The 25,515-nt window shown below is 70.4% G+C and carries 25 protein-coding genes; 9 read left to right on the top strand and 16 right to left on the bottom strand.

Annotated features, from left to right (window positions below):
• Window positions 1-776 precede the first annotated feature (776 nt).
• From CKO41_RS04985 to hemC, 4 genes are all read right to left on the bottom strand, one after another.
• Entirely contained in the window at window positions 777-1,007 is a 231-nt protein-coding gene (locus CKO41_RS04985) for a YMGG-like glycine zipper-containing protein (RefSeq protein WP_200253462.1), read from the bottom strand.
• 115 nt (window positions 1,008-1,122) lie between these two features.
• Entirely contained in the window at window positions 1,123-2,028 is a 906-nt protein-coding gene (locus CKO41_RS04980; protein ID WP_200381423.1) for an SDR family oxidoreductase, read from the bottom strand.
• 235 nt (window positions 2,029-2,263) lie between these two features.
• Complete coding sequence (locus CKO41_RS04975; protein ID WP_200381422.1) at window positions 2,264-3,082, bottom strand: uroporphyrinogen-III synthase; 819 nt, start codon at window positions 3,080-3,082, stop codon at window positions 2,264-2,266.
• Window positions 3,079-4,005: a hydroxymethylbilane synthase gene (gene hemC / locus CKO41_RS04970; RefSeq protein ID WP_200253456.1), complete on the bottom strand. Its 927-nt coding sequence runs from the start codon at window positions 4,003-4,005 to the stop codon at window positions 3,079-3,081. Before hemC ends, CKO41_RS04975 begins: the two co-directional genes overlap by 4 nt.
• 419 nt (window positions 4,006-4,424) lie before the next feature.
• Between hemC and ccmA the strand changes: the two genes are divergently transcribed.
• From ccmA to ccmI, 9 genes are all read left to right on the top strand, one after another.
• Window positions 4,425-5,060 carry a cytochrome c biogenesis heme-transporting ATPase CcmA gene (gene ccmA, locus CKO41_RS04965; RefSeq protein ID WP_200253454.1) on the top strand — a complete coding sequence of 212 codons (636 nt, stop codon included), beginning with the start codon at window positions 4,425-4,427 and terminating at the stop codon, window positions 5,058-5,060.
• A 3-nt stretch (window positions 5,061-5,063) separates the two neighbouring features.
• Window positions 5,064-5,735: a heme exporter protein CcmB gene (ccmB, locus tag CKO41_RS04960; RefSeq protein WP_200253452.1), complete on the top strand. Its 672-nt coding sequence runs from the start codon at window positions 5,064-5,066 to the stop codon at window positions 5,733-5,735.
• A 28-nt stretch (window positions 5,736-5,763) separates the two neighbouring features.
• Window positions 5,764-6,522, top strand: a complete 759-nt coding sequence (ccsA, locus tag CKO41_RS04955; protein WP_200253450.1) for a cytochrome c biogenesis protein CcsA — start codon at window positions 5,764-5,766, stop codon at window positions 6,520-6,522.
• The gene (ccmD, locus tag CKO41_RS04950) at window positions 6,519-6,686 is read left to right on the top strand and encodes a heme exporter protein CcmD (protein ID WP_200253449.1); all 168 of its coding nucleotides are present in this window, start codon (window positions 6,519-6,521) and stop codon (window positions 6,684-6,686) included. Before ccsA ends, ccmD begins: the two co-directional genes overlap by 4 nt.
• A 78-nt stretch (window positions 6,687-6,764) precedes the next feature.
• Window positions 6,765-7,220: a cytochrome c maturation protein CcmE gene (gene ccmE / locus CKO41_RS04945; protein ID WP_200253447.1), complete on the top strand. Its 456-nt coding sequence runs from the start codon at window positions 6,765-6,767 to the stop codon at window positions 7,218-7,220.
• Window positions 7,217-9,202: a heme lyase CcmF/NrfE family subunit gene (locus CKO41_RS04940; RefSeq protein ID WP_200381421.1), complete on the top strand. Its 1,986-nt coding sequence runs from the start codon at window positions 7,217-7,219 to the stop codon at window positions 9,200-9,202. The genes ccmE and CKO41_RS04940 overlap by 4 nt, the downstream gene beginning before the upstream one ends.
• A gap of 19 nt (window positions 9,203-9,221) precedes the next feature.
• Window positions 9,222-9,782, top strand: a complete 561-nt coding sequence (locus CKO41_RS04935) for a DsbE family thiol:disulfide interchange protein (RefSeq protein WP_200253443.1) — start codon at window positions 9,222-9,224, stop codon at window positions 9,780-9,782.
• Window positions 9,782-10,282 (top strand): cytochrome c-type biogenesis protein, encoded by a 501-nt coding sequence (locus tag CKO41_RS04930; RefSeq protein WP_200253441.1) that lies wholly within the window; start codon window positions 9,782-9,784, stop codon window positions 10,280-10,282. Before CKO41_RS04935 ends, CKO41_RS04930 begins: the two co-directional genes overlap by 1 nt.
• A complete protein-coding gene (ccmI, locus tag CKO41_RS04925; RefSeq protein WP_200253439.1) occupies window positions 10,279-11,598 on the top strand; it encodes a c-type cytochrome biogenesis protein CcmI in 1,320 nt (439 codons plus the stop codon). Before CKO41_RS04930 ends, ccmI begins: the two co-directional genes overlap by 4 nt.
• 36 nt (window positions 11,599-11,634) lie before the next feature.
• On the opposite strand, the gene CKO41_RS04920 is transcribed toward ccmI, so the two are convergent.
• The 12 genes from CKO41_RS04920 to ccoN form a co-directional block, all read right to left on the bottom strand.
• Complete coding sequence (locus CKO41_RS04920; protein WP_200381420.1) at window positions 11,635-12,114, bottom strand: YbhB/YbcL family Raf kinase inhibitor-like protein; 480 nt, start codon at window positions 12,112-12,114, stop codon at window positions 11,635-11,637.
• 533 nt (window positions 12,115-12,647) lie between these two features.
• Window positions 12,648-14,825, bottom strand: coding sequence for an HAD family hydrolase (locus CKO41_RS04915; protein ID WP_200381419.1), 2,178 nt, complete (start codon window positions 14,823-14,825; stop codon window positions 12,648-12,650).
• Between the two features lie 136 nt (window positions 14,826-14,961).
• Window positions 14,962-15,705 (bottom strand): type III pantothenate kinase, encoded by a 744-nt coding sequence (locus tag CKO41_RS04910; protein WP_200381418.1) that lies wholly within the window; start codon window positions 15,703-15,705, stop codon window positions 14,962-14,964.
• A gap of 12 nt (window positions 15,706-15,717) precedes the next feature.
• Window positions 15,718-16,716, bottom strand: coding sequence for a lipoyl synthase (gene lipA, locus CKO41_RS04905; protein WP_200381417.1), 999 nt, complete (start codon window positions 16,714-16,716; stop codon window positions 15,718-15,720).
• 132 nt (window positions 16,717-16,848) lie between these two features.
• Window positions 16,849-17,052: a cbb3-type cytochrome oxidase assembly protein CcoS gene (gene ccoS / locus CKO41_RS04900; RefSeq protein ID WP_200254852.1), complete on the bottom strand. Its 204-nt coding sequence runs from the start codon at window positions 17,050-17,052 to the stop codon at window positions 16,849-16,851.
• A 26-nt stretch (window positions 17,053-17,078) separates the two neighbouring features.
• The gene (locus CKO41_RS04895; protein WP_200381416.1) at window positions 17,079-19,598 is read right to left on the bottom strand and encodes a heavy metal translocating P-type ATPase metal-binding domain-containing protein; all 2,520 of its coding nucleotides are present in this window, start codon (window positions 19,596-19,598) and stop codon (window positions 17,079-17,081) included.
• Window positions 19,582-20,100, bottom strand: a complete 519-nt coding sequence (locus CKO41_RS04890) for a FixH family protein (protein ID WP_200381415.1) — start codon at window positions 20,098-20,100, stop codon at window positions 19,582-19,584. The genes CKO41_RS04895 and CKO41_RS04890 overlap by 17 nt, the downstream gene beginning before the upstream one ends.
• 40 nt (window positions 20,101-20,140) lie before the next feature.
• Window positions 20,141-21,562, bottom strand: coding sequence for a cytochrome c oxidase accessory protein CcoG (gene ccoG / locus CKO41_RS04885; protein WP_200381414.1), 1,422 nt, complete (start codon window positions 21,560-21,562; stop codon window positions 20,141-20,143).
• Window positions 21,563-21,824: 262 nt separating this feature from the next.
• Complete coding sequence (gene ccoP, locus CKO41_RS04880) at window positions 21,825-22,715, bottom strand: cytochrome-c oxidase, cbb3-type subunit III (protein ID WP_200381413.1); 891 nt, start codon at window positions 22,713-22,715, stop codon at window positions 21,825-21,827.
• Window positions 22,702-22,914 carry a cbb3-type cytochrome c oxidase subunit 3 gene (locus tag CKO41_RS04875; RefSeq protein ID WP_200250059.1) on the bottom strand — a complete coding sequence of 71 codons (213 nt, stop codon included), beginning with the start codon at window positions 22,912-22,914 and terminating at the stop codon, window positions 22,702-22,704. Before CKO41_RS04875 ends, ccoP begins: the two co-directional genes overlap by 14 nt.
• On the bottom strand, window positions 22,907-23,656 hold the full coding sequence (ccoO, locus tag CKO41_RS04870) for a cytochrome-c oxidase, cbb3-type subunit II (protein ID WP_200381412.1): 750 nt from the start codon (window positions 23,654-23,656) through the stop codon (window positions 22,907-22,909). The genes CKO41_RS04875 and ccoO overlap by 8 nt, the downstream gene beginning before the upstream one ends.
• Before the next feature lie 17 nt (window positions 23,657-23,673).
• Window positions 23,674-25,107 carry a cytochrome-c oxidase, cbb3-type subunit I gene (gene ccoN / locus CKO41_RS04865; RefSeq protein ID WP_200381411.1) on the bottom strand — a complete coding sequence of 478 codons (1,434 nt, stop codon included), beginning with the start codon at window positions 25,105-25,107 and terminating at the stop codon, window positions 23,674-23,676.
• Window positions 25,108-25,515 lie beyond the last annotated feature (408 nt).

Here is a 25,515-nt window from a genome sequence, read left to right as displayed (position 1 = left end):
TACGGGAAACGGGTGCCTCAGCCCTCGGCCACGCCACCGGCCACGAACCGATCGCCGGGCATCCGATCGCTGGCGCGGGCGATCGCAATCCCTCGCAGCGAGGTGGACCGCCAATCGTCAGCGGCGGACGGGCGACCAGGCCTCGACAGCGGAGAGACGCTCGCACCTCGTCGCGCGCGGCCATCGGCGGCGAGGACGGGCACACGGCGTCGGATCGCGGGTGGGCGGCCCCTCGGGCGAGGGGCGGGCCTTCCGGGACGGTACTGGAGGTCGCGGGGGCTCGTCGGATGGGCGGGTCTTGGCCGTCGCTATTCACGTCTTGCTAAAAACCTAGACCATGGTCCAGGGCTCGTCAACGATGCCCGCGGTCACCGGCGGAGGCGGCAAACCCCGCGTCAAGATGGACTCGTCGGCGCCGCCTGCGCTGGAAGGCGCCCACTTGGGGGCGATCGGGGCGGGCCTATCTTGGCGGGCGCCGCGTTGCCGGCCGTCGGGTTACGCCCTCGGGGGCTAACCCGACCTACGGCCCTGCGGCCCGGCGACCATTGGCACGGCCTGCTATCGGGAAGAAGGGGTTGGGCGCGCTGTCATCCGACTCACCGCTTGGTTCTTGGTGAGCAGGTCACCTCAGGCAAGGGCCGCGCCTGTACGGGGGGCCGCCGGGGGATGGGGAAGGTCTGCGGGGAGATCGGAACCGAGGGCCGGCGCGGGACCATCGGCGCCAGCGGGGTACGCCCCGGAGGATGGCCGACGGGGGCGACCCTCCGGGGATGTCGTCAGTCGACGTTGCCCTTGTCGTATTGATCGAGCGCATAGCCGCTGATGGCGCCGACGCCGGCACCGATCAAGGCACCCTCGCCGGCCTCGCCGCTCAGCGACCCGAGCGCCGCACCGGTCGCGGCGCCGACGGCGGCGCCGCTGGCGGTCCGCGAGGTCGTCGTCGTTCCGCAAGCCGCCAAGGTGGCGGCGCCCACCACCACAACCATCAATATCATCAGATTTTTCATCGGCCTATCTCCTGCCATGCGATCTTCGATCGACCGGGTCGGCGGCCCGCCGGCGATTCGACGGCGCCACCCTTCGTCAAATGTACTGCGCGGCGCCGGTCGGCGAGCGCCGCGATCAGTGCCGCGCCAGCGCGCCCGCCAGCCCGTCCTCGAGGGTCGGGTAGGCCAGCTCGACGCCGAGCGCCGTGCGCAACTTGCGGTTGCTCAGCCGGCGGGATTCGCGCATGTAGGACTGCATGCCAGCCGACAGCTGACCCGCCATCTCGGAGATCGGGATCTCGGGCGGCCGCGGCAGACCCGCCGCATCGGCGATCTGAAAGAAGTAGTCGGTCATCGTGCTCGGGCGATCGTCGCAGACGTTATAGACCTCGCCATCGGCGCCGCGTTCCATGGCCGCGACGCAGGCCTGCACCAGGTCGTCGACATGGATGCGGTTGGAGAAGGGTGCCTGCGATTCGCAGACGAGCGGCAGACCTTGGCGTATGCGCTCGAGCGGCAACCGCTCGGGGCCGTAGATGCCGGCTACGCGCAGGATGACCAGGGTCTCGCCACTCGCCTGGCGCCACTGGCGCAGCGTCTGCTCGGCGTCCCAACGGCGCTGGGCGCGCTCGGCGCTCGGGCGCACCGGCCAGGTCTCGTCGACCCAGGCACCGCCGCAATCACCATAGACCCCGGTCGTGCTGATGTAGACGAGGCGCCGCGGATGCCCCTGGCGGGCGCAGGCGGCTACCAGACGGCGCGTCACCCTGTCCTCGACGCCCTGCCCCGGCGGCGGCGCCAGGTGGAAGAGCGACCGCCCGGCGAGCGGCAGCCGGCCCAGATCGTCGGCCGCGAGGTCGATGGCCAGGGCCGGGATCCCCTCATCGCTCAGGGCGCGGCGGCTCGCCTCGCTGGCGACGACCCCAAGCACGGCGGTGCCGCGATCGAGGTAGTGGCGGGCGAGCCGCCGCCCGAGGTAGCCGCAGCCCAGGATCAGGACCGCCGGATCGCGGCCCTCGATCGATTCGTCTTCGCAGCGCATCGTATCCCCTCCCGTACCGACTGGGTCGAAGGGCGATCATAACCCGGCCGCGGGCCGAGGGTCCGCAGTCCCGGAAGGATCCGAAAATGGGGGGCAGTTCGGCCGCGCCGCGGCGTGGTCGGGTGAGGCGCGCACGCACGGCCTCCCATGACAACGAACCGCTCGCGCGCGCCGTGACCCGACAGCGGCCTCCGCGGGCGCCGCGTGGCCGGCCGTCGGGTTACGCCCTGGGGGGCTAACCCGACCTACGGCCCGGGCGAACATCGGCATGGCCCGTAGACACCGTCTTTCCAGCGGCGGCCAGCGCGCCACAGGCGGCGAGGATCGATTCATCGTCGGCGCGCGCGGCGACTCCGACCTCGCCGAAGCCGAGTTGGCGTGCCAGGTCGGCGGTGCGCTCGGCGACGACGACCAGGGGGGTCGCGAGGAGCGCGGTGCGGCCCGCCGGGCCGACGAGGGTCAGCAGGTTCCGCAGGGCCTCATCGCTCGTGGCCATCGTAACGGCCACCTGCTCGTCCCAGCGCGCGACGAGGGCGTCGACGTCGCTGCTCGGCAGCACGCGCCGATAGACCTCGGCATAGACGACCTCGGCCCCGCGCCCGGCGAGGGTGTCGCGCATCAGGGTCCGGCCGCCCTCGCCGCGTACGATCAACACGCGCCAGCCGCGCACGTCGGCGAGCTCGGGCATCTCCAGCAGCGTCTCGCTGTCGTAGCGCCCGGCGGGCACCAGGTCCGGGGCACGCCCGGCGCCGGCGAGCGCCTCGGCCGTGGCCCGCCCGACCGCGGCCAGCCGCGGCCCGCTCGGCAGCGCACCGCCCGGCAGCAGCGGCAGGGCCTGCTCGACGGCGTTGCGACTGACGAAGATCAGCAGGTCCCAGCGCTCGGCGAGGAGGCGCCGCAGCGGGGCCGGGTCGGCGGCGGGCTCGATGTCGAGGACCGGCAGGCGGATCGCTCGCCCGCCGGCCGCCTCGATCAGGGCGCAGAGGCGTTCGGCCTGCGCCGCCGGGCGCGTGACCAGCACCCCGCGCCCGGCCAACGCGCCGGCGGGGGTCATGATTCCTGCAGGGCGGCGAGGATCTCGCCGGCACCCTGGGCGAGCAGCGCGTCGGCCACCGCCTGGCCGATGGCCTCGGCCTCGCTCGGCGGGCCGCTGCGCTCGGCGCGCAGCACCCGGGCACCGTCGGGCGTGCCGACCAGACCGCGCAGGAAGAGCTCCTCGCCGCGCCACACGGCGTGGCCCGCGATCGGCACCTGACAGCCGCCGTGCAGCCGCTCGTTCATCGCCCGTTCGGCGCGCACGCGGGCCGCCGTACCGGCATGGTGCAGCGGCGCGATCAGCGCGTTGACGCGCGGATCGTCGACGCGGCACTCGATGCCGATGGCCCCCTGGCCGATCGCCGGCAGGCTCTCCTCGGTGGTCATCCGGGCGCGGATGCGCTCGCCGAAGCCGAGGCGGATCAGCCCGGCCGCGGCCAGGATGATGGCGTCGTACTCCCCGGCATCGAGGCGCGCGAGGCGGGTATTGACGTTGCCGCGCAACGGCTCGATGACCAGGTCGGGACGGCGGGCGACGATCTGGCACTGACGGCGCAGGCTGGAGGTGCCGACCCGCGCGCCTTGCGGCAGCTCATCGAAACTCGCGTAGCGATTGGAGACGAAGGCGTCGCTCGGGTCCTCGCGCTCCATGACCACGGACAGATGGAGGCCGACGGGGAACTCGACCGGCACGTCCTTGAGCGAGTGCACGGCGATGTCGGCGGTCCCCTCGAGCATGCCCTGCTCGAGCTCCTTGACGAAGAGGCCTTTGCCGCCGACCTTGGCCAGAGGCGCATCGAGCATCTTGTCGCCCTTCGTCGTCATGCCGACGATCTCGACGGCGAGGCCAGCGTGGACGGCCTTCAGGGCGGCGGCGACGTGCTCGGCCTGCCAGACGGCGAGGGGGGACTTACGGGTCGCGATGCGGATGGTCTCGGACATGGGTCGCTTCCGGCAAAAAGCGCAAAATTACACCGCCGCGCGGCGCGGGGCAAATCGGCGCGGCACGCAGGGCCGGGCTGGTCCGTGCTGCGGCCTCTTTTCGAGGTGGTCGAACGGTTGCCGGCAATTGGCTGCCGGCGGCCCCTCCGCATCGCCCGCACCGGTCCCTTGCAAGCGGCCCCCCCTACCGACGCAGGCGACGCCGGCGGCCCCCCGGTGCGCCTCGTCGGCATCCCCCGCTGCATCAGAGGAGATCCGGCCTGGCACGCAGGGTCCAATCCCGCGGCAGTCCGGTCGGTTGTGCAAACGCGCGGCAACGGGTAAGGTTGCGCGCTTCGGATTACGAACAGCGCCCCAACGGCCGCCGACGGACGCGGCCGACGACGCTCCGCCGCAGCTCAGGAATCACCCGCCAAGCCATGCTCCAGGTTGTCGATCTTGCGTGTCGACGCGGTGACCGCCGCCTGTTCTCGGCGCTCGGCTTCGCCCTCGACCCCGGGGTCCTGCTGCATGTGCGGGGCCGCAACGGCAGTGGCAAGACGACCCTGCTGCGCGCGCTGTGCGGCCTGCTGCTCCCCGAGCAGGGTACGATCCGCTGGCGCGGCGAGGACATCCGCACGCTCGGCGACGAGTACCACGGGGACCTCCTCTACTTCGGCCATCTCAACGGCATCAAGGGCGACCTGACGGGGATCGAGAACCTGCGCATCGCCGCCACCCTCGACGGCGACCGGATCGACACCGACGACCTCTGGCGGGCGCTCGCGCGCATGGGGCTGGAGGGCTTCGAGGATCTGCCCACGCGGATGCTCTCGCAGGGCCAGAAGAAGCGCGTCGCCCTCGCCCGCCTGGTGCTCAGTTCGGCGCCGTTGTGGATCCTCGACGAGCCCTTCACGGCGCTCGACAAGGACGCGGTCGTGCTGCTCCAGACCCTGATCGCCAACCACGTCGATGCCGGTGGGTTGGCGATCCTGACGACCCATCAGGAGGTGCCGCTGACCTCGGGTCGGATCCAGCGGCTGGACCTCGGCACCGGTTTCGACACCGAGCACTGACCGATGGGCCGCGCCTTCCTCAGCCTCCTACGCCGCGACATCACGCTGGCGATGCGCCGGCGCACCGATGTCCTGACGACCCTGTTCTTCTTCGTCATCGTCGTCAGCCTCTTTCCATTCGGCGTCGGCAGCGAACAGCAGATCCTGCGCCAGCTCGGGCCGGGCGTCGTCTGGGTCGCGGCCCTGCTCGCGTCGATGCTGGCCCTGGAGCGGCTCTTCGCCGCCGACTACGAGGACGGCACCCTCGAGCAACTCCTCCTCACCCGTCACCCGCTGTCCTTGCTGGTCCTGGCGAAGGTGACCGCGCACTGGCTGCTGACCGGCCTGCCGGTGGTGTTGATCGCCCCCCTGATCGGCATGCAATATTATCTGCCGGAGACGGCGATCGTCGCGATGATGCTGGCCCTGCTCGTGGGCACGCCGGTGCTGAGCCTGGTCGGGGCGATCGGGGCGGCCCTGACGCTCGGGTTGCGTGGCGGCGGGATCCTGCTCTCGCTGCTGATCCTGCCCCTCTACGTCCCCGTCCTGGTCTACGGCGCCGGCGCCGTCACGGCCGCCTTCACGACGCCAGCCGAGAGCCAGCCCTACTTCTACCTGCTGGGCGCCTTCCTGGTGCTCTCGCTGATATTGGCGCCACTCGCCTCGGCGGCGGCACTCCGAATCTCGCTTGAATAGGCAGCGTTGCCTGCCCCTGGGTATCACGATGAAGGTCAATTGGTTCAAGTTCGCCGCGCCCGCCAACTTCTATCCGGTGGCCGGCTGGCTGGTCTCGGTGTTCGCGGTGCTCGCCGCCGCCGCCATCCTGATCGGCCTCTACTGGGGCTTCTTCGAGACCCCGTCGGTGCTCGGCGGGACCAACCCGCAGAAGGAGTACTACCGGATCATCTTCATCCACGTGCCGGCGGCCTGGATGTCGATGTGGCTCTATCTGGTCCTCGCCGGCTGGTGCGCGATCGGCCTGGTATTCAACACCCGCCTGTCCTACATGATGGCCGCCGCGGTCGCCCCGACCGGCGCCATCTTCACCTTCCTCGCCCTCTGGACCGGCGCCCTCTGGGGGCGGCCGAGCTGGGGGACCTACTGGGATTGGGACCCGCGGCTGACCTCGGAGCTGATCCTCTTCTTCCTCTACCTCGGCTACATCGCCCTGCACTCGGCGATCGACGACACCCGCCGCGCCGACAAGGCCGCCGCGCTGCTCGCGATCGTCGGCTTGATCTGCGTGCCGGTGATCTTCTGGTCGATCAACTGCCCGGATCCGACCCAGTGCGCCGCCCTGCATCAGCGCTCGTCGCTGTCGCAGATGGAGTCCAACATCCTCTCCTCGATGCTGATCATGGCCTTCGGCTTCTGGATGTACTCCTTCGCCGCGGCCTTCGCGCGGCTGCGCGGGATCATCCTCGAGCGCGAGGCCGATACGGCCTGGGTCCAAGAACTGGCCACGAAGGAGGCACGTCGATGAAAGAATTCCTCGCCCAAGGCGGCTATGCCTTCTTCGTCTGGGGCGCCTATGGTATGGCAGCGCTCCTGCTCATCGTCGAGGTGGTCGTGCTCGCCCGTCGGCGTCGAACCATTTTGACCCGCATCGGTCGATTAGTCCGGATGCGGGGCGCCAAGACGCCCTGAGCGGCGAGGCGCCGCGGCATTCGGGCGGAGGACCGCCGTCGCGGGCGGTTCGCCGAGGTCCCCTAGAAGAGGTAACTCATGAGACCCAGAACCAAGCGTCTTCTCTTCGTCGGCCTCGCCATCGGCGGTGTCGGCGTCGCTGCCACGTTGGCGATCACCGCCCTGCAGAGCAACATCTCCTATTTCTTCAGCCCGTCTCAGGTGATCGCGGCCGAGGCCCCGACGGACCGCGTCTTCCGCATCGGCGGGATGGTCGAGGAGGGTTCCATCGCCCGCCAGCCCGATGGGCTGACCGTGCTCTTCTCGGTGACCGACAACGCCGAGCGCGTCCAGGTGAGTTACACCGGCATCCTGCCCGACCTCTTCGGTGCCGATCAGGGCGTCGTCGCCCGCGGGCGCCTCGGCCAAGACGGGGTCTTCTATGCCGAGGAGGTCCTCGCCAAGCACGATGAATCCTACATGCCCCCCGAGGTCGCGGCGACGCTGAAGACCGCCCAGACCGATACCCCAACGACGGCGGTCGCAACCCAATGATCCCGGAGATCGGTCACTTCGCCCTGATCCTGGCCCTGCTGCTGGCCCTGGTCCAAGCCTCGTTGCCGCTCGTCGGCTCCTTCATCGGCAACCGCCTCTGGATGGCCTCGGCCCGCCCGCTCGCGTACGGCCAAGCCCTGTTCCTCACGATCGCCTTCGCCGCCCTGGTGCAGGTCTTCCTGGCCGATGACTTCTCGGTCATCTACGCCGCCTCGAACTCCAACAGCCTGCTGCCGCCCGTCTACAAGGTCTCGGCCGTCTGGGGCGCCCACGAGGGCTCGCTGCTGCTCTGGGCGCTGTTCCTCGGCCTCTGGGCGGCCGCCGTCGCCGCCTTCAGCCGGGCCCTGCCGCTCGCGATGGTCGCGCGCACGCTGGCGGTCCTCGGCATGGTCAGCATCGGCTTCCTGCTGTTCATGCTGTTGACGTCCAACCCCTTCGAACGCCTCTTCCCGGTGCCGCCCGATGGGCGCGACCTCAATCCGCTGCTCCAAGACCCGGGCCTCGCGATCCACCCGCCGATGCTCTACATGGGCTATGTCGGCTTCTCGGTCGCCTTCGCGCTGGCCATCGCCGCCCTGATCGGCGGCAAGCTCGACGCCGCCTGGGCACGCTGGTCCCGGCCCTGGACGACGATCGCCTGGACCTTCCTCACGATCGGCATCGTGCTCGGCAGTTGGTGGGCCTACTACGAGCTCGGCTGGGGCGGCTGGTGGTTCTGGGATCCGGTGGAGAACGCCTCGTTGATGCCCTGGATCGTCGGCACCGCGCTCCTGCACTCGCTGGCCGTCACCGAAAAGCGCGGCGCCTTCAAGAGCTGGACCGTCCTGCTCGCCCTCTCGGCCTTCTCGCTGAGCCTGCTCGGGACCTTCCTGGTGCGCTCCGGCGTGTTGACCTCGGTCCATGCCTTCGCCACCGACCCGACCCGCGGGGTCTTCATCCTCGCCTTCCTCGGCGTCGTCATCGGCGGCTCGCTGGCCCTCTACGCCTGGCGCGCCCCGGCGGTCTCCGGCGGCGGGCGCTTCACGCTCGTCTCGCGCGAGAGCTTCCTGCTCGCGAACAACCTGCTACTGGTCCTGCTGACGCTGCTGGTGCTGCTCGGCACCCTGGCCCCGCTCATCTACGAGGCCATGTCCTGGGGCAAGATCTCGGTCGGCTTCCCGTGGTTCAACAAGATGTTCCTCGGGGTGACGCCCTTCGTCGCGCTGGCCCTCGGGGTCGGCGTCCTGGCGCGTTGGAAGCAGGACGAGCCCGCTCGCCTGGCACGCCAACTGGCCCTAGCCGCGGCGCTGAGCGCGGCGGTGCTGCTGGTGTCGTTCTGGCCACCCTTCTCGCACGGCGCCCTGTGGGTGCCGGTCGGCCTGGCGCTGGCCGCCTGGGTGCTCTTCTCGCACCTGACGAGCCTCTACGAGCGGCTGCGCCACAAGACGCGCCTCGGCGGCGGTCTCCTCGCCGACCTGACCGGCCATAGCCGCAGCTACTACGGCATGCTGATTGCCCATCTGGGCGTCGCCGTCTTCATCGTCGGCCTGACGATGCTCTCGAACTTCCAGATCGAGAAGGACCTGCGCATGGCGCCCGGCGATCGCACCGAGGTGGCCGGCTACCAGTTCCTGTTCGAGGGCTCCGGGCCGGTCAAAGGCCCGAACTACGACGCCCAACGCGGCCGCGTCCTGGTCTTCGACGGCGATCGGCAGGTCGCGGTCCTGACACCGGAGAAGCGGACCTACCTGGCGAGTTCGCAGACGATGACGGAGGCGGCCATCGACGCCGGCCTGCTGCGCGACGTCTACGTCTCGCTCGGCGAGCCGCTCGCGGGCGGCGCCTGGAGCCTGCGCATCTACTACAAGCCCTACGTGCGCTGGATCTGGCTCGGCGGGCTGCTGATGGCGATCGGTGGGGTCCTCGCGGTCACCGACCGACGCTATCGCACGGCGACCCAGGCGGCGAGCGTGCCGTCGGCCGGCGCCGTGGCCAAGGCCTGATCGATCGGGAGCCAAGCACATGAGCCAATCTCGCGCCAAGAAGACCCTCAAGTTTCTGATACCGCTCGGCCTCTTCGTGGTCCTCGTCGGGTTCCTCGGCTACGGCCTGACGACGGATCCGCGCAAGGTGCCCTCGCCGCTGATCGGCAAGTCGATCCCGGACTTCACACTGCCGACACTGGCCGACCCGGATCGCCAGGTCACCCAGGAGGCACTGAAGGGCACCGTCTCGCTCGTCAATGTCTGGGCCTCCTGGTGCCCGTCGTGCCGTGCCGAGCACCGCATGCTGATGGGCATCGCCCAGGAGGGCATCGACGACCTCCAGATCGTCGGTTTGAACTGGAAGGACGAGCGCCCGCAGGCCCAGGACATGCTGCGGCTGTTCGGCAATCCGTACGTCGTGAACCTCTTCGACCCGGACAACCAGGTCGGTCTCGACTTCGGCGTCTACGGCGCCCCCGAGACCTTCGTCATCGATCGTCACGGCATCATCCGGTACAAGCACATCGGGCCGGTCGACGCCGAGGTCTGGGAGCAGACCCTGCGGCCCCTCGTGCAGCAACTGAAGGCGCAAAGCTGATGTCTCTTCGTCTGTTCGCCCTGCCGGCCGCCCTGCTCGCCGGCCTCCTCGTCGCGGGCACCTGCGGCGCCTTCACGCTCGAGGAATACACCTTCGAGGATCCAGCTCGCCAGCAGGACTTCCGCGAACTGATCGGCGAGATCCGCTGCCTGGTCTGCCAGAACGAGTCCCTCGCCGCCTCCCAGGCCGACCTGGCCCAGGACCTGCGCAACGAGATCTACCGGTTGATGCAGGAGGGGCGCCCGCGCGACGAGGTCATCGATTATCTGGTCTCGCGCTACGGCGACTTCGTCCTCTACGAACCCCCGCTGAGGCTCAACACGCTGCCACTGTGGCTCGGCCCCATCCTGCTCGCCATCGTCGGCGTCGTGCTCCTACGCCGTGCGATCGCGCAGAAGCGGCCGCTCGCCGACGAGGCGCTGAGCCCGGAAGAGCAGGCCCGGCTCGAGGCCCTCCTCGCTCGCCAGCAAGACCATCCGGACCAGGACCCGCGTACATGACCATTTTCTGGATCTTGGCCGGCGGCCTCACGGCCCTGGCCCTGCTGTTCGTCGTCCCGCCCCTGCTGACGCGGCGCGCGGTCGCCACCGGCGTCGACCAGGACGACCTCAACCTGACCCTCTTTCGTGAGCAACTCGCCGAGCTCGACCGCGACCTGGCCGCCGGCAACCTGGAGCAGGCCCAATACGAGGCCGCCCGTCACGACCTGGAGCGCGAGCTCCTCGCCGACGTCGATGCCGCCCAGCCGAGCGGTCGTCGCTGGCGCGACGGCGGTCGCTGGATGGCCATCGTCCTCGCCGTCGTCATCCCGGCCGGCGCGATCGGGCTCTATCTCGAGCTCGGCGAGGCCGAGATCATCCCGCGGCTCCAGGCGGCCGCCACCCAACAAGGCAGTGGCGGCACGGGGCACGCGGGCGGTGACCTCGCGTCGATGGAGGCACTGGTCGAGCGCCTGGCGGCGCGGATGGCCGAGAACCCGCAGGACCTCGCCGGCTGGCTGATGCTCGGGCGGTCCTACTACGCGATCGAGCGCCCGGACCGCGCGCTCGAGGCCTTCGAGCAGGCCTACGAACTGGCCCCCGACGATCCCGACACCCTGTTGGCGCTGGCCCAGGGGATCGCGGCCGTAGACGATGGGAACCTCTCGGGTCGCCCGGCCGAGCTGATCGAGAAGGTCCTCGCCATTGACCCGGACAACCTCGGCGGCCGCTGGCTGAGCGGCATGCTGGCCTTCCAGCAGCACGACTACGAGGCGGCTGCCGCCCTTTGGGAGGGCGTCCTGCCGCAGCTCGACCCGAACGGCGACGAGGCCATCGAGCTGCGCCAGTTCATCGCCGAAGCCCGCCGCCGCACCGATGAAGCGGGGCCGGCGGCCCCGAACACGACCGCGGTGGCGGGCGCGCCGGCTGAAGCCGAACCAGCCACGGCCATGGCGTTGCCGGAAACCGCCGATGCGCAGGTCGCGGATGCCCGGGTCGAGGTCACCGTTCGCCTTGACGAGGCGCTGCGCGCCGAAGTGGGCGACGACGACACCCTGTTCGTCTATGCCAAGGCCGCCGGCGGCCCATCGATGCCGCTCGCCGTCGTGCGGGCACGGGTCGCTGACCTGCCGCTGACCGTGACCCTCGACGACAGCTTGGCGATGACCCCCGAACAGCGGCTCTCGGGCGCCGAACAGGTCCTCATCGGTGCCCGCATCAGCAAGGCCGGCGAGGCGATGCCGCAAAGCGGCGACTTGGAGGGCGAGACGGGTCCGGTCGCCGTTGGCGCCGACCCGACCCCGGTCACGGTCGTCATCGACCGCGCGCGGCCCTGACGAGGGTAGCCCGCGACGGGCCGACCTCGTCGGCCCCTACCCGTCCCCCTTCTGATAGGTGCCGACCAGCTCGGTACGGGCCAGGATGTGCCCGTCGATCGCGAGCAGGAGCCGATCCTTCGTCGGGTGATCGAGTCCATCGACGACGGTATCGAGGGCGTAGAGGCGGTGAAAATAGCGGTGCCGGCCGACCGGCGGGCACGGCCCCCCGTAGCCGGTGCGCCCCCAGCTGTTGACCCCTTCCCCGGTCCCCGGCGGCAGGTCGTCCGACGCCACGCCAGCGGGCAGGCCGGCGCAGTCCGCCGGCAGGTTGTAGAGCAGCCAGTGGTCCCACACCATCTTCGGCGCCGCCGGATCCGGGGCATCGGGGTCGTCGACGATCAGGACGAAGCTGCGCGTGCCGGCCGGTGCACCGCTCCAGGCCAGGTCCGGCGATACGTCGTCGCCCTCGCAGGTGAAGCGGCACGGGATCGATTGGCCCTCGGCGAAGGCCTGAGAGGTGATCCTGAGAGTCATGGCAACCTCCTCGGCAGAGACGATCTGCCCCCCATTATGGCGCATCCGCGCGATGGCGAAACCCGGAGATCGTGGCTGAACCCCGACCGTCTGCGGACGCGGCCGACCAGCAAGGGCACTCCTCCCAAGCGGCGGGTCGAGACAACGCCACGATCGATCGCCACCGTCATCGCGCCCCTTGAGACTGACCCGCGACGGCCTGATGTTCGCTCTTATGCGAGGTGCACGGCCGCCTTGGCGACTCCGTCACAGAGGGCCTGGTTGGCCCTCGCACTGATCACGGAAATAGCCTATAGTCTGGCTTAAGAAACGCCTACGAGAATTGGGTCGAGGCGCCGCAACGAGAAGTCCCTCCCGCCGACGAGGGGCCGGTGCGGTGCCCGGATTCGACAAGACCCTACCGAGCTGTGCGTCCTTCGGCGGCCCAAGTGGCCGCCTTTTTTATTGCCCCTCTCATCGCGAACGCCCCGACCGCGCTGCCCGAGCGACAGCGCCACGGCGCACCCACGGCCGCCGAGGCACCCTGGCCAAGCTCAGCCGACGGCCGCGTCCGACGCCTTCTCAGGCGCGGGCACACGACAGGCGCCGAAGAAGTCGTAGTGCTCGAGCGCCTCGAGGATGCCGGCCGCGAAGGGCCGCTCGGCGAAGTAGATGCTGTCGATGTCGGCGAGTTGCGAGAGCTCCTCGTGATGACGGTTGGCGACAACGACCGCCAAGGTGTTGCCACGCATCATATCCTCGTCCGCGCCGGAGCCGCCGGCGGTCAGGATGTGCTCCAACGGAATGTCCCACTGGTGGGCGAAGTAGCGCAACGCGAGCCCCTTGGAGGCGCGCACCGGCACGATATCGAGGAACTGGCCGAAGGCGACGACCAGGTTCACGGTCAGGTCCGCCTGGTGCAGCAGCCGGGAGATCTCCTCCAGCGGCGGGGCCTCGTTGGCATCGATGTAGTAGCTGACCTTGAAGCGCCCCTGCTCGGTCTTCGGCTGGAGGCGCAGGCCCGGGACCTCGGCGAGGACCTGGCGCACCCGGGCCGGGTACCAGAGGTGGTCGATATGGCGCGTCCAGGCGCGGTCGAGGGTCAGCTGCGGGGCGTACGCGATCTCGGTGCCGAGCCCCGTGATCAGCACATCCGGCTGCGGGATGCCGTAGCGCTTGAGCACCGCGAGCGCCGAGTCCAGACGCCGGCCGGTCGCGATGCCGAAGGTCGCGCACTGGCGGTGTTCGCGCATGACGCGGATGAAGTCGGCCAGCGAGGCTGGGTCGCCGAGGAGGTTCTGATCGAGATCGGTGAAGATCGCGCGGTCGTGATAGAGCATCGGCCGGCGTGCCGGGACCGCGCGCAGCGGCGCCACCGTCTTCGTGACGATCGGTTCGATCGCCTCCATATAGCGCTCCGCGTGGGCCGACCAGGAATACTGGGCCTTGACCCCCTTGAGACCGCTCGCCGCCATCGCCCGCCAGCGCGTCGCCCCGCACAAGACCTGGAGCAGGGCCTTGGTCATCGCCGCCTTGTCGAGCGGATCGATCAGGATGCCGTTGCGGCACTGGGCGACGATGTCCTGCGGGCCGCCATCCTCGGTCGCGACGATCGGTAGGCCGCTCGCGGCGGCCTCGATCAGCGTCAGGCCGAACGGCTCGGTCAGGGCCGGATTGATGAAGACGCCACGGCGCGCCGCGGCGAGCCGGTAGAGGATCGGCACCTCGTCGGACCTGTGATGCTTCGGATAGGCGACCAGGCCGTAGAGGTCGTAGATATCGATGGCCAACAGCAGGTTCGTGAGGACCGTCTGGGCACCCGAGTCGAGATCGGCGATGTCGTCGCGATTACCGGCGACGATGACCAGATTGGCCGTCTTCTGCAGTTCCTCGGACTCGCCGTAGGCCTCCACCAGGGTCGCGATGTTCTTGCGCTCGTCGGGACGCGAGAGGGCCAGGATCATCGGCCGCTCGGGCTCGCGGAGGAACCGGGCCAGCTCCTGGGCGATCGGCGCATCGGCCTCGCTGCCGTCCGGCGGGCGGAAGCGCGCGAGGTCGGTCCCGGGTGCGATGACCTGCATCCGCTCGGGCTGATAGTGGTCGTAGAGGCCGTACTGTTCTTCGATCTCGTTGGTGGTGCTCGCGATGACGAGGCGCGCCGCGCCGAGGGTGTCCTCCTCGGCGTTGATGCGCCGCGACATGTGGTAGCGATCCTCGATCAGGTCGCGGCCGACGCCGGAGGCGAGCAGGCGCCGACGCTTGACGCGGCCGAGCGAATGACCGGTATGCACGAGCGGCAGGCCGAGCTGGTGGGCGATGCGCGTCCCGACATAGCCGGCATCGGCATAGTGGGAATGGATCAGGTCCGGTAGCCGCTCGCCCCGGTGCAGAAAGGCGAGCAGATTGTCGGCGAAGGCATCCAGATGGTCCCAGAGGTGCTCCTTGCGGATGTACTCCGGGGGCCCCGCATCGATCCGCACGATCCGCGCCTTCTCGCCGAGCGGCTCCTCGGGCCTCGCATAGTCGGGAGGCACGCCCGGGTCCTCGACGCGGCGCGTCACCAGATCCACCTGGGCGACGTCGTCGCGCGCGGCCAGCGCCCGCGCCAGTTCCACCACATAGAGGGTCTGACCGCCCGTGTCGGCATCACGGCCGAGCTCGAGCTCCCGGCCCCGAATCAGACCGTGAACGCTGATGAGGACCAGATAGAGGGGTTGATCCGGGGTCGACATGGCTGACTCCTGTGGCATACGGCACGGCGCGAGGAGACCGCGCAGGGCGGGCCTCCATCCTAAACAACCCGGCGGGGCAGCGCAAAAAGGTGGCCCATGCCTGCCAGCTGGAGGCTGAAAGCTGGAGGCTGCCAGCTCAGGACACCAACGCGAGCCCTCGCAGGACCAGGTCCGCCACCAACTCGGCGCCTGCCGGCAGGGCCGGCAGCAGGCGCGCGCCGTCCCCACCGGTGACGAGGAGCCGCGGGGCGCCGCCGGTGCGCTCGGCGAGCGTCCGCTGGAGCCGCTCGGCGAGGGCCGCCGGGGCCTGGATCGTGGCCGCGCCGATCGCGCCGGCCGTGTCCTCGGCCCAAGGTCGATCGACGGGCGCATCGACCCGATCGGGGACCTCGAGCCGCGGGATCTGGGTACCGCGCAGCAGGGTGTCGCGCATCGCCTCGACCCCGGGCAGGATCAGACCGCCCAGGTGGCGGCCGTCGGCGGCGAGCAGATCGAAGGTGATCGCGGTGCCGGCATCGACGATCAGGACATCACCCGGGAAGTGCCGGCGGGCGGCGACCAGGGCCAGCCACCGGTCGACGCCGAGCCGCGCCGGCTCGGCATAGGCGACCCGCACGCCGAAGGCCTCGGCCTCGGTGCGCACGAAGCCCGGCACGAGCCCCCAGCGGCCCTCGCAGACCCGGCCCAGGGCCACGGCGACGGCCTCACCGCCGACATTCGCGACGAGGATGCGCGCGGGTCGCTCCATCGCCTCCCAGGCCGCGAGCAGGTCGATCGGCAGTCCGCCGAAGTGGCGGACGCTGCCGACCTCGCCGAGCCGTCCGTCGGCATGCCAGGCCCAACGCAGGCTGGTGTTGCCGATATCGACCAGCAGGTCCATCGAGGCGCCCGTTCAGCCGGCCGCGGCCGGGTCGTCGCCGGCCAGGACGCCGGCGGCCTGCCGGTCGGCCTGATAGGAGGAGCGCACCATCGCGCCGCTCGCCACATGCGAGAAGCCAAGCGCCTCGCCGTGCGCACGCAACTCGTCGAACTCGGCCGGCGTCCAGTAGCGGCGCACCGGCAGGTGCTCGCGCGTCGGCGCCAGGTACTGGCCGATGGTGAGCATCTCGCAGCCATGGGCGCGCAGGTCGGCCATCACGGCGAGGACCTCGTCGTGCTCCTCGCCGAGCCCGAGCATCAGGCCGGACTTGGTCGGCACGCCCGGATGCGCCGCCTTGAACGCGGCGAGGAGCCGCAGCGAGCCCTGGTAGTCGGCGCCGGGCCGGGCCTGGCGGTAGAGGCGCGGCACCGTCTCCAGGTTGTGGTTGAAGACGTCCGGGGCCGACTCGCCGGCGAAGGCCGCCAGCGCCAGCGGCTCGCGACCGCGGAAGTCCGGTACCAGGACCTCGAGCCGGGTCCCGGGACTGCGCGCGCGCACCGCGCGCAGGCAGGCGGCGAAGTGCCCGGCCCCGCCGTCGCGCAGGTCGTCGCGGTCGACCGACGTGATGACCACATAGCGCAGGCCCATCTCGGCGATCGCCGCGGCCAGATGGGCCGGCTCCTCGGCATCGACCGGGGCCGGGCGGCCGTGGGCGACGTCGCAGAAGGGGCAGCGACGGGTGCAGACGTCGCCGAGGATCATGAAGGTCGCCGTGCCGTGACTGAAACACTCGCCCAGGTTCGGGCACTGGGCCTCCTCGCAGACGGTCGCGAGCTGGCCGGCGCGCAGCAGCCGCTTGATCCGCGCCACCGCCGGTCCGACCGGGGCCTTGGCGCGGATCCAGGCCGGCTTGCGCAACGGCGCGCCGCCCGCCTCCACCTTGACCGGGATGCGGGCGACCTTGTCGCGGCCGCGTTGGTGGGTCGTGGGGTTCGCGCGCGACGGGGCGCTGAGCGGGTCTGGATCGGCCATGGCGGGTCTCTGTACGGCGTCTGGGCGGCCGGCGACGCGGCCGGCCCCGTGAAATCGATGGATGCGGGGCATCTTATCATCGAACCGGCACCCGCACCGGCACCGGCCACGGCATGGCGCGGGCACCGGCGCTCAATCGGCGTCGGTGCGCCCTTCGTCGGCGTCGCGCTTGTGCGGGTCGCCGGTCGGCGGCTCCAGGTCCTCGTCCATCAGGATCCGCTGGCCGTCGCCCTCGAGGTCGTCGAACTGGCCGCTGCGCGCCGCCCAGACGAGGACCGCGACCATCGCCAGGCCGAAGAGCAGCATGCCGGGGATCAGGCTGTAGATGACCTCCATCGCGGCGGACCTCCGGGTTGCCCGGGTCAGGGCCGGGCGAGGCGGCGCAGCCGGGCCGAGTTGCCGATCACGGCGAGCGAACTCAGCGGCATCGCGATCGCCGCGACCAGCGGCGTGATCAGCGCCGCCATCGCGAGCGGCACCATCACGAGATTGTAGACGAGCGAGATTCCCAGGTTCTGGCGGATCGTACGCATCATCCGCCGGGCCAGCACGAACGTCCATTCCAGGCGGGTCAGCTCGCGGCCGATCAGCACGATGTCGGCGCTCGCGATCGAGACGTCTGTGCCGCTGCCGAGCGCGATGCCGACATCGGCGCGCACGAGGGCCGGGGCGTCGTTGATCCCGTCGCCGACCATCGCCACCCGCGCGCCGCGACGCTGGAGCGCGGCCACCGCTGCCTCCTTCGCCTCGGGCAGGACCTCGGCGAGCGCCTCGATGCCGCCGAGCTCGGTGGCGATCCGCTCGGCCGGGGCGCGCCGGTCGCCGGTCAGCAGGCTCACCCGCCGCCCGGGGGCGCGCAGCCGCGCGACGACCCCCGCCGCGTCCGGACGCAGCGGGTCGCGCAGCGCTAGGCCGAGCGCCGCCCGCCCCGCTTCGGCGACGAAGACCCGGCTGGCGGCGGCCGCCTCGGGGCCCGTCGCCTCGAGCGGTGCGAGGTCGGCGACCCCCTCCTCGCGCAGCCAGTCGGCGGTCCCGACGAGGACCCGGTGGCCGGCGACCCGGCCGGCGATGCCGCGCCCCGGGCGCACCCGCACCTCGGCGACCGGCCGGGCGCGGACGGTGCCCCCGGCGGCCTCCGCGAGGGCGACGAGGGCCGCCGCGGCCGGATGCTCCGAGCCGCGCTCGAGGGCCGCGACCCGCCCAAGGAGCGCGACCACCTCCTCCGGCAGCCCGCCGGCCTCGGCCGCCGACCACTGGCCCTCGCCCGACCAGAGGGCGGTGACGGCCGGGCGCCCCTCGGTCAGCGTGCCGGTCTTGTCGAAGACGACCTGGTCGACGTCGGCCAGGGCCTCGAGGGCCGCGCCGTCCTTGACCAGGACGCCCTGGCGGGCGCCGGCACCGGCCGCGACCGCGATCGCCATCGGCGTCGCGAGCCCGAGCGCGCAGGGGCAGGTAACGATCAGGACCGCGGCGGCGGCCATCAAGGCCGTCTCCAGGTCGCTCGGCCACCACCAGAGGAAGGTCGCGAGCGCGAGCCCCAGCGTCGCCGCGACGAACCAGGGGACGATCCGATCGGCCAGCGACTGGATCGGCGCGCGGCTCGTCTGCGCGGCCTCGACGAGGCCGATGATCCGCCCGAGCGCCGTGTCGCGCAGCAGCCCCTCGGCGCGGACCTCCAGCACGCCGGCACCATTCAGGGTCCCGGCCGCGACGCGCGCCCCCGCGACCTTCGCGACCGGCTCGGACTCCCCGGTCAGCATGGCCTCGTCGACCGGCCCCTCACCGGCCAGGACGGTGCCGTCGACCGGGATCTTCTCGCCGGGGCGCACGCGCACCGTCTCGCCAAGGCGGACCGCGCGGATCGGCACCAGGACCTCGCCGCCATCGCGCAGGACCGTCGCCGCCTTCGGCTGGAGCTCCAGGAGCCGCTCGGTCGCGGTCACCGCCTGGTGCCGCGACAGCGACTCCAGGTACCGGCCGATCAGCAGCACGAACAGGAGGTTGACGACCGTGTCCCAGTAGACGGCGGCCCCGCCGGTCAGGGTGGCGACGAACGAGTAGAGATAGGTGATCGAGGCGCCGAGCGCGATCGGCAGGTCCATCGTCGCGTGTCCGGCGCGCAGCCCGGCGGCCGCCCCCTGGAAGAAGGGCGCCCCGGCGTAGAGGAGCGTCGGGGTCGCGATCGCCAGCCCGACCCAGTGGAAGAGGTCGCGGAACTCGCCCTCGTCGGCCCCGGCGTAGAGGGCGATCGAGATCCACAGCATGTTCATCATCGCGAAGCCGGCGAAGGCCAGGCGATAGAGGAGCGCGCGCTGGCGGCGTCGCAACGAGCCGGCGGCCGCATCCGGGTCGAACGGCAGGGCCGCGTACCCGAGCTCGCCGAGCCGGGCGATGATCGCCGAGAGGCGCAGCCGCTCGTTGTCCCAAGCGACGCGCAGCCGCCGCCCGGTCAGGTTGACCCGTGCCTCGATGACCCCGGGCAACGCGTGCAGGGCCCGCTCGATGAGCCAGACGCAGGCCGCGCAGTGGATCCCCTCGACGAGGAGCTGGATCTCGCGGCGGCCCCCGGGCGTAACGCCATAGTCGGCCTGGACGGCATCCAAGTCGTAGACGGCGAGGTCCTTGGGCGGCTCGAGCGGCGGGCAGAGCGCCCCGTCCGGGGCGCGTCGGTAGAAGCCGTCGAGGCCGGCGGCATGGATCGCCTCGCAGACGGCGCGGCAGCCGGGGCAGCAGAAGGCCCGCTCGCGCCCGGCGATCGTCGCGACGATCGGCTCGCCACCGGGCAGCGGCAGGCCGCAGTGAAAGCAGCTATCGCGCGCCCGAACCGGATCGGTGCGCGCATCGTCGAGTGGGCCGGCGAAGCGATCAGGGACGCTCGACACGCACCCGTCCGCCGACCAGCTGCTCGTCGGCGCCGATCGAGGCCGCGGCGAGCGTATCCCAGACGCCGATCAGCGGGAACTCGACCCGCACGGCGTAGCGCCCCCGGCCCTCCTCGACCATCGGCACCGAGAAGTCGCGGCTCGCGTCGGACGGCCGATAGGCGTAGAAGACGACCCGCTCCGGCGTCACGGGTTGGCCGACCCGATCGACGACGACGAAGCGCACCGTCGTCGGCACGCCGGCCCGCAGCCCCTCGGGGACATCGAGCTGCATCGTCCAGCCCGGGTCGGCAGCGCGGCGCGAGGCGAGGGTCCGCTCGTAGTCGCGGCCCCGCTCGTAGTAGTCCGGCTTGACGAGGCCGGGATTGGTCGTCACGGCCAGGTAGACCATGATCGCATTGACCGCGAGGACCGCGACGATCAGCGCGATCGCCCCGACCAACCAAGGGCTGCGCCAGGCCGGGAGCGGCCGGTTGGGAGATACGGCGACCTTTCCGTTCACCTCGGTACCTCGCTGTAGATGGACCGCCCGAACCCGTCGGTCACGGACCGATGAAGACGCTCTCGCGCTCGGTGCGCAGCGTCTCGCCCGAGGCCCGCTCGCCGGCAGCGACGAAACGCACCGGCAACGACTCGTCGGCCAGCGCCGCCGGCGACAGCCGCAGGAACAGGGTCGCCGGCGTCACCTCGCCATGACGGGCCAAGAGCGGCGCGTCGGCGCCGACCAGCATCAGGCCGGGCGGGCCGTCGACCCGAATGCGCACCTGCATGTCCTCGCCGGTCTTGTTCAGGACCTTGAGGGTGTACTTGTTCTGGATCGAGCCGTCGGCCAGGCGCACGAAGAGCGGTGCCCGCTCGTGCAGGACCTTGAGTTCGATCGCATCGAGCGAGGCCAGGCCGTAGAGGATCCCGGCGAGCGCGGTGGCCAGGATCGTCGTGTAGACCCAAACCCGCGGCCGACGGCGCATCGGCGTCGTCGAGCGCCCCTCGAGCTCATCGAGCGAGGCGTAGCGCACCAGCCCGCGCGGTCGGCCGACCTTGTCCATGACCGCGTCGCAGGCATCGATGCACAGCGCACAGGTGATGCAGCCCTCCTGCTGACCGGCGCGGATGTCGACGCCGGTCGGGCAGACGGCGACGCACTGATGGCAGTCGATGCAGTCGCCCTGGACGGCGCCGCCGGCCTCCTTGCGCAGCCGCCCGCGCGGCTCGCCGCGACGCTCGTCGTAGGCCGGCACGAGCGTCGTGCGATCGAGCATCACGCCCTGGATACGGGCATAGGGGCAGAGCCAGAAGCACACCTGCTCGCGCAGGAACCCGGCCAGGAGGTAGGTGCCGACCGTGAACAGTGCGACCGCGACATAGGCCGCCGTACTCGCATCGCCGGTGAAGAAGGTCCACCACAGGGTCGGGGCGTCGACGAACCAGGCGACGAAGCTGAAGCCGGTCAGGAAGCCTATCGCGAGCCAGGCCAGGTGCTTGACGGCGCGCAGGCCGACCTTGCGCGGGCCGAGCGGTGCACGATCGAGCCGGCGCCGCTCGGCCGGCGCACCCTCCAGACGCTCCTCGATCCAGGTGAAGACATCGGTCCAGACGGTCTGGAAGCAGAAGAAGCCGCAGTAGACCCGCCCGGCCAGGGCGGTCGCGACCGCCAGCAGGATCGCGAAGAAGAGCAGCAACAGGGACAGCATCCAGAAGTCCTGCGGCAGCACGGTCGCGCCAAACAGGTGATACTGGCGGTGCGGGATGTCGAAGAGCACGGCCTGACGGCCGTCCCAACGCAGATAGGGGCCGAGGAAGAAGATCAGCCAGACCGACGCCGTCAACCACTTGATCCGCCGCCAGCGGCCCGGCATCCGCTTGGCGTGGATCGTCTCGCCGCCGGCATTGACGTGCCACTGCCCCGCCTCGGCGTACAGGGCCTCGACGCCATCCGGCTCGCGCCGTCCCGCTTGCTCGCTCAAGCTACGACTCCTGGCAGGAGCGGCGCGCCGCGGCCTCGCACCGCCGGCCGGCGCCGGTCCGTCTTGGTTAGGCGATGTCTGTCAGCAAACATACCGTCTGGCTGGTCTTTTCGCCCGTCTTCCGTGTCGCGAGCGCACTCACATCGCTGGGCTAGGCTCCTGCGCTCGCTCCTTGAAGACAAACGAACGTCCGGCGTCATCCGGTCGGTTTGTTTCCGGCAATCGCCTTACAGCCCGCTAGATGGCGGCGCGCGGCCGATGATCAAAGTCCGCCGCCCAGTTGATGGACATAGACCGCGAGCTTCTTGACCTCCTGCTCGCCGAGACGGCCGCTCGCCCCGAAGTCCGGCATCACCGCCTCGCGACTCCCGGGCCGGCCTGGCTGGTTGACGCCGTGGGTGATCGTGTAACGGGCGCTCTCGTAACCGCCCGGCGCGAACCGCCAGATCCCGTTGCGGAAGCTCGGCGCCCCGACCGTGATGACATCGCCGTTGGGCAGCCGCACGACGACCCCGTCGCCCTCTTGTCCGTGACAGGCGACACAGCCCTTGGCCCGGTAGAGGGACCAGCCGTCCTCGGCCCCGGGCTCCCCGGACTTGAGCTCCGTGACGAAGCGGGCGAGCCGGTCGATCTCGGTCGCCGAGAGGATCTCGCCGTGGGCCGGCATCGAGCCCTGGCGACCCTGCCCAATGCTCTCGACGAGCTTGGCCGGGGTGCCGCCGTACTGCCAATAGTCGTCGGCGAGGATCGGGTAGCCCGGGTTGCCCTGGCCGCCGCTGCCGTGGCAGGCCGAGCAGTTGTCGCCGAAGAGGACCTTGGACGAGGCCACCGTGTACTGGGTCAGCTCGGGGTCGGCGAGGATGTCGGCGGCCGTGAGACCACGAATCCGCTCCTCGAACGGCGCCCGCACGGCCTCGACCTGGGCGACGCCGCGGCGGTACTCCTCGATCTGGGTCCAGCCGAGGAGCCCCTTGGTGTAGCCGTCCGCGGTCGGCCAGAACGGATAGAGGATGCCGTAGCCGACGACGAAGAGGATCGAGGCCCACAGCCCCAGCATCCACCAGCGCGGTGGCGGGTTGCGCAACTCGCGCAGGTTGCCGTCCCAGATGTGCCCGGTGTTGTCCTCGCCAGGAAAGGGATCATTCTCGGCCATCGTCGTCTCCGCTGCGCTCCTCGTCGTCGAACGGGATGAACCGCCGAGACTCGAGCCGCTCCCGATTCTTCGGACGCAGGACCTGGAAATAGACCAGGACCATCAGGACGAAGATCACGACCGTCAGGATCGTGCCGATCCAGTCGTTGACGGTCATCGCCGCCCAGTCCGTCCGCCAGTGTTCGACCAGGCTACTCACGGTACACCGTCGCGTCGTCCAGCGTCGCCATCGTGCCGAGCACCTGGAGATAGGCGACCAGGGCGTCGAGTTCGGTCTTGCCGTCGACCAACTGCGGGGCGATGGCGATATCGACATCGTGGTACGGCACCCCGATCGCGCGCAACCCGCGCATGTGGCGCTGGATCCGGCGCGCGCTGACGTAGCGCTCCTCCAGCCAGCCGTAGCTCGGCATCACCGACTCGGGCACCAGCGCGCGCGGTTCGAGCAGGTGCTCGCGCTGCCAGTCGTCGGAATACTTGCCGCCGACCCGGGCCAGGTCCGGCCCGGTGCGCTTCGAGCCCCACTGGAAGGGGTGGTCGTAGAGCGATTCGGAGGCGAGCGAGTAGTGGCCGTAGCGCTCGCGCTCGTCGCGGAACGGGCGGACCATCTGCGAGTGGCACAGATAGCAGCCCTCCCGCTGATAGACGTCCCGGCCGGCCAGCTCGAGCGCCGTGTAGGGCCGGATCCCGTCGCCTGGCCGCCAGTTCCAGCGCCTGCCCCCCGCGTCGTCGACCTCGACGATCGGCGTCGTCCCCGGGGCGGCGTGGTTCCAGACGATCTCCGGCACCCGGTTGTGCTCCAGCACGCTCTTCAGATAGAAGAGCGGCACGATCTCCACCAGACCGCCGATCGACAGGACGATCGCCAGCACGATCAGGAGCCTCCAGATGTTGCGCTCCATCCGGTCCTGAAGGCCCTTGGGCTGCGTGTCTCGCGTCATCGCTGGGTCCTCCCGGTTCAGGCGGCCGCCGGCACGGCGCGGGCGCGTTCCAGGCCGCCGTCGGCGAGCGACTTCCTGACCGTCATCACCACGTTGAATAGCATCGCGACGGCGCCGAAGAGGAAGATGATGCCGCCGATCACGCGCATCACGTAGTAGGGCTGCATCGCGTCGACCGACTCGACGAAGGTGTAGGCCAGCGTGCCGTACTCGTCGTAGGCGCGCCACATCAGGCCCTGCGAGATCCCCGAGACCCACATCGAGACGATGTAGACCAGGGTGCCGATCGTCGCCGTCCAGAAGTGCAGCGCGACCAGCTTCATCGAATAGATCTCCGTGTACCAGAGGCGCATCATCAGGTGGTAGATGGCGCCGATCGAGACCCCGGCGACCCAGCCGAGCGCCCCCGAATGGACGTGGCCGATCGTCCAGTCCGTGTAGTGCGACAGGGCGTTGACCGTCTTCAGGGCCATCACCGGGCCCTCGAAGGTCGACATCGCGTAGAAGGCGATTGCGATGATCAGGAAGCGCAGCACATAGTCGGTGCGCAGCTTGTCCCAGGCCCCCGACAGCGTCATCATACCGTTTACGGCCCCACCCCAGGAGGGGATGATCATCGCCAGCGAGATCGCCGCCCCGAGCGAGCCGGTCCAATCCGGCAGCGCCGTGTATTGCAGGTGGTGGGCACCGAGCCAGACATAGCCGAACATCAGCGCCCAGAAGTGCAGGACCGAGAGCCGGTACGAGTAGACGGGCCGGTTCGCCTGCTTGGGCACGAAGTAGTACATGATCCCGAGGAAGCCGGCGGTCAGATAGAAGCCGACCGCGTTGTGGCCCCACCACCACTGGATCATCGCGTCCTGGACCCCGGAGAACAACGAATAGGACTTGAACAGCCCCACGGGCACCGCCAGGCTGTTGACGACGTGCAGGTAGGTGATCATCACCATCATGCCGAGGAAGAACCAGTTCGACACATAGATGTGCGAACTCTTGCGGTTGGCGATCGTCATGATGAAGTTGATCGTGAAGGCCAGCCAGACGACGGCGATCAGGATGTCGATCGGCCACTCGAGCTCGGCATACTCCTTCGACTGCGTCAGCCCCAGCGGCAGCGTGATCACCGCAAGCAGGATGACCAGGTTCCAGCCCCAGAAGGTGAACCAGGCGAGGCGGTCGCTCCAGAGCCGCGCGCCGCAGGTGCGCTGCACCGAGTAGAAGGCGGTGGCCATCAACGTGCAGCCGCCGAAGGCGAAGATGACGGCGTTCGTATGCAGCGGGCGCAGGCGCCCGAACGACAGATAGGGGCTGTCGAAATTGAGCGCCGGCCAGGCCAACTGCGAGGCGATGAAGACGCCGACCGTCGCCCCGACGACCAGGTAGACGACCGCCATGACCGCGAACCAGCGCACGACGGCGAGGTTGTACTTCTGCTCCAACCCGGCTTCCATAGGCCCTCCGCAGCCGACGGGATGCGATGAAGGATCGGGGCGACCCGGCCCGCCGACCAGGGGCACCGTCCCGCGCGAACGACCCGCCCCCAAGAAGGACCCTCAGGATCCGGGCCTATCGTTGTCAAGTGTATCCATCAATCATGCCCCCGTTCACCTCGTCGTCTGCGGGGTTGACGCCGCGCAAGGGGGCGATGCCACATCACAGGGCCTCTCACCCTGAGGCATCCCCACAAAATCGGCCTCGACGGCGAGTCGGTACGAACTGGGAGCGCCGGCTTTCAGCCGGCTTCGCGCGCGGGGGGCTCGATGACCCCGGCGCGCGACCTTCGGCGCTGGAACCAGGAGATCACCGATAGGCGCCGCTGGATGGCCGCTGCGCACGTGCCCTTCTACCGGCCCAGACGC

The organism is Thiococcus pfennigii (genome assembly GCF_016583835.1).
Taxonomy (GTDB): domain Bacteria; phylum Pseudomonadota; class Gammaproteobacteria; order Chromatiales; family Chromatiaceae; genus Thiococcus; species Thiococcus pfennigii.
Note: the sequence above shows the minus strand (reverse complement) of the source record. Positions and strands in the feature narration are given on the sequence as shown.

What these genes read in the sequence shown, in the direction of transcription:
- ccmD (WP_200253449.1), top strand. Translation starts at nt 6,519, where the DNA reads ATGAAAGAATTCCTCGCCCAAGGCGGCTATGCCTTCTTCGTCTGGGGC.
- ccmI (WP_200253439.1), top strand. Translation starts at nt 10,279, where the DNA reads ATGACCATTTTCTGGATCTTGGCCGGCGGCCTCACGGCCCTGGCCCTG.
- CKO41_RS04940 (WP_200381421.1), top strand. Translation starts at nt 7,217, where the DNA reads ATGATCCCGGAGATCGGTCACTTCGCCCTGATCCTGGCCCTGCTGCTG.
- ccoS (WP_200254852.1), bottom strand. Translation starts at nt 17,052, where the DNA reads ATGGAGGTCATCTACAGCCTGATCCCCGGCATGCTGCTCTTCGGCCTG.
- ccsA (WP_200253450.1), top strand. Translation starts at nt 5,764, where the DNA reads ATGAAGGTCAATTGGTTCAAGTTCGCCGCGCCCGCCAACTTCTATCCG.
- hemC (WP_200253456.1), bottom strand. Translation starts at nt 4,005, where the DNA reads ATGTCCGAGACCATCCGCATCGCGACCCGTAAGTCCCCCCTCGCCGTC.
- lipA (WP_200381417.1), bottom strand. Translation starts at nt 16,716, where the DNA reads ATGGCCGATCCAGACCCGCTCAGCGCCCCGTCGCGCGCGAACCCCACG.
- ccmB (WP_200253452.1), top strand. Translation starts at nt 5,064, where the DNA reads ATGGGCCGCGCCTTCCTCAGCCTCCTACGCCGCGACATCACGCTGGCG.
- ccoN (WP_200381411.1), bottom strand. Translation starts at nt 25,107, where the DNA reads ATGGAAGCCGGGTTGGAGCAGAAGTACAACCTCGCCGTCGTGCGCTGG.
- CKO41_RS04935 (WP_200253443.1), top strand. Translation starts at nt 9,222, where the DNA reads ATGAGCCAATCTCGCGCCAAGAAGACCCTCAAGTTTCTGATACCGCTC.
- ccoO (WP_200381412.1), bottom strand. Translation starts at nt 23,656, where the DNA reads ATGACGCGAGACACGCAGCCCAAGGGCCTTCAGGACCGGATGGAGCGC.
- ccmA (WP_200253454.1), top strand. Translation starts at nt 4,425, where the DNA reads ATGCTCCAGGTTGTCGATCTTGCGTGTCGACGCGGTGACCGCCGCCTG.
- CKO41_RS04985 (WP_200253462.1), bottom strand. Translation starts at nt 1,007, where the DNA reads ATGAAAAATCTGATGATATTGATGGTTGTGGTGGTGGGCGCCGCCACC.
- CKO41_RS04920 (WP_200381420.1), bottom strand. Translation starts at nt 12,114, where the DNA reads ATGACTCTCAGGATCACCTCTCAGGCCTTCGCCGAGGGCCAATCGATC.
- ccoP (WP_200381413.1), bottom strand. Translation starts at nt 22,715, where the DNA reads ATGGCCGAGAATGATCCCTTTCCTGGCGAGGACAACACCGGGCACATC.
- ccmE (WP_200253447.1), top strand. Translation starts at nt 6,765, where the DNA reads ATGAGACCCAGAACCAAGCGTCTTCTCTTCGTCGGCCTCGCCATCGGC.
- CKO41_RS04910 (WP_200381418.1), bottom strand. Translation starts at nt 15,705, where the DNA reads ATGGACCTGCTGGTCGATATCGGCAACACCAGCCTGCGTTGGGCCTGG.
- CKO41_RS04915 (WP_200381419.1), bottom strand. Translation starts at nt 14,825, where the DNA reads ATGTCGACCCCGGATCAACCCCTCTATCTGGTCCTCATCAGCGTTCAC.
- CKO41_RS04980 (WP_200381423.1), bottom strand. Translation starts at nt 2,028, where the DNA reads ATGCGCTGCGAAGACGAATCGATCGAGGGCCGCGATCCGGCGGTCCTG.
- CKO41_RS04975 (WP_200381422.1), bottom strand. Translation starts at nt 3,082, where the DNA reads ATGACCCCCGCCGGCGCGTTGGCCGGGCGCGGGGTGCTGGTCACGCGC.
- CKO41_RS04930 (WP_200253441.1), top strand. Translation starts at nt 9,782, where the DNA reads ATGTCTCTTCGTCTGTTCGCCCTGCCGGCCGCCCTGCTCGCCGGCCTC.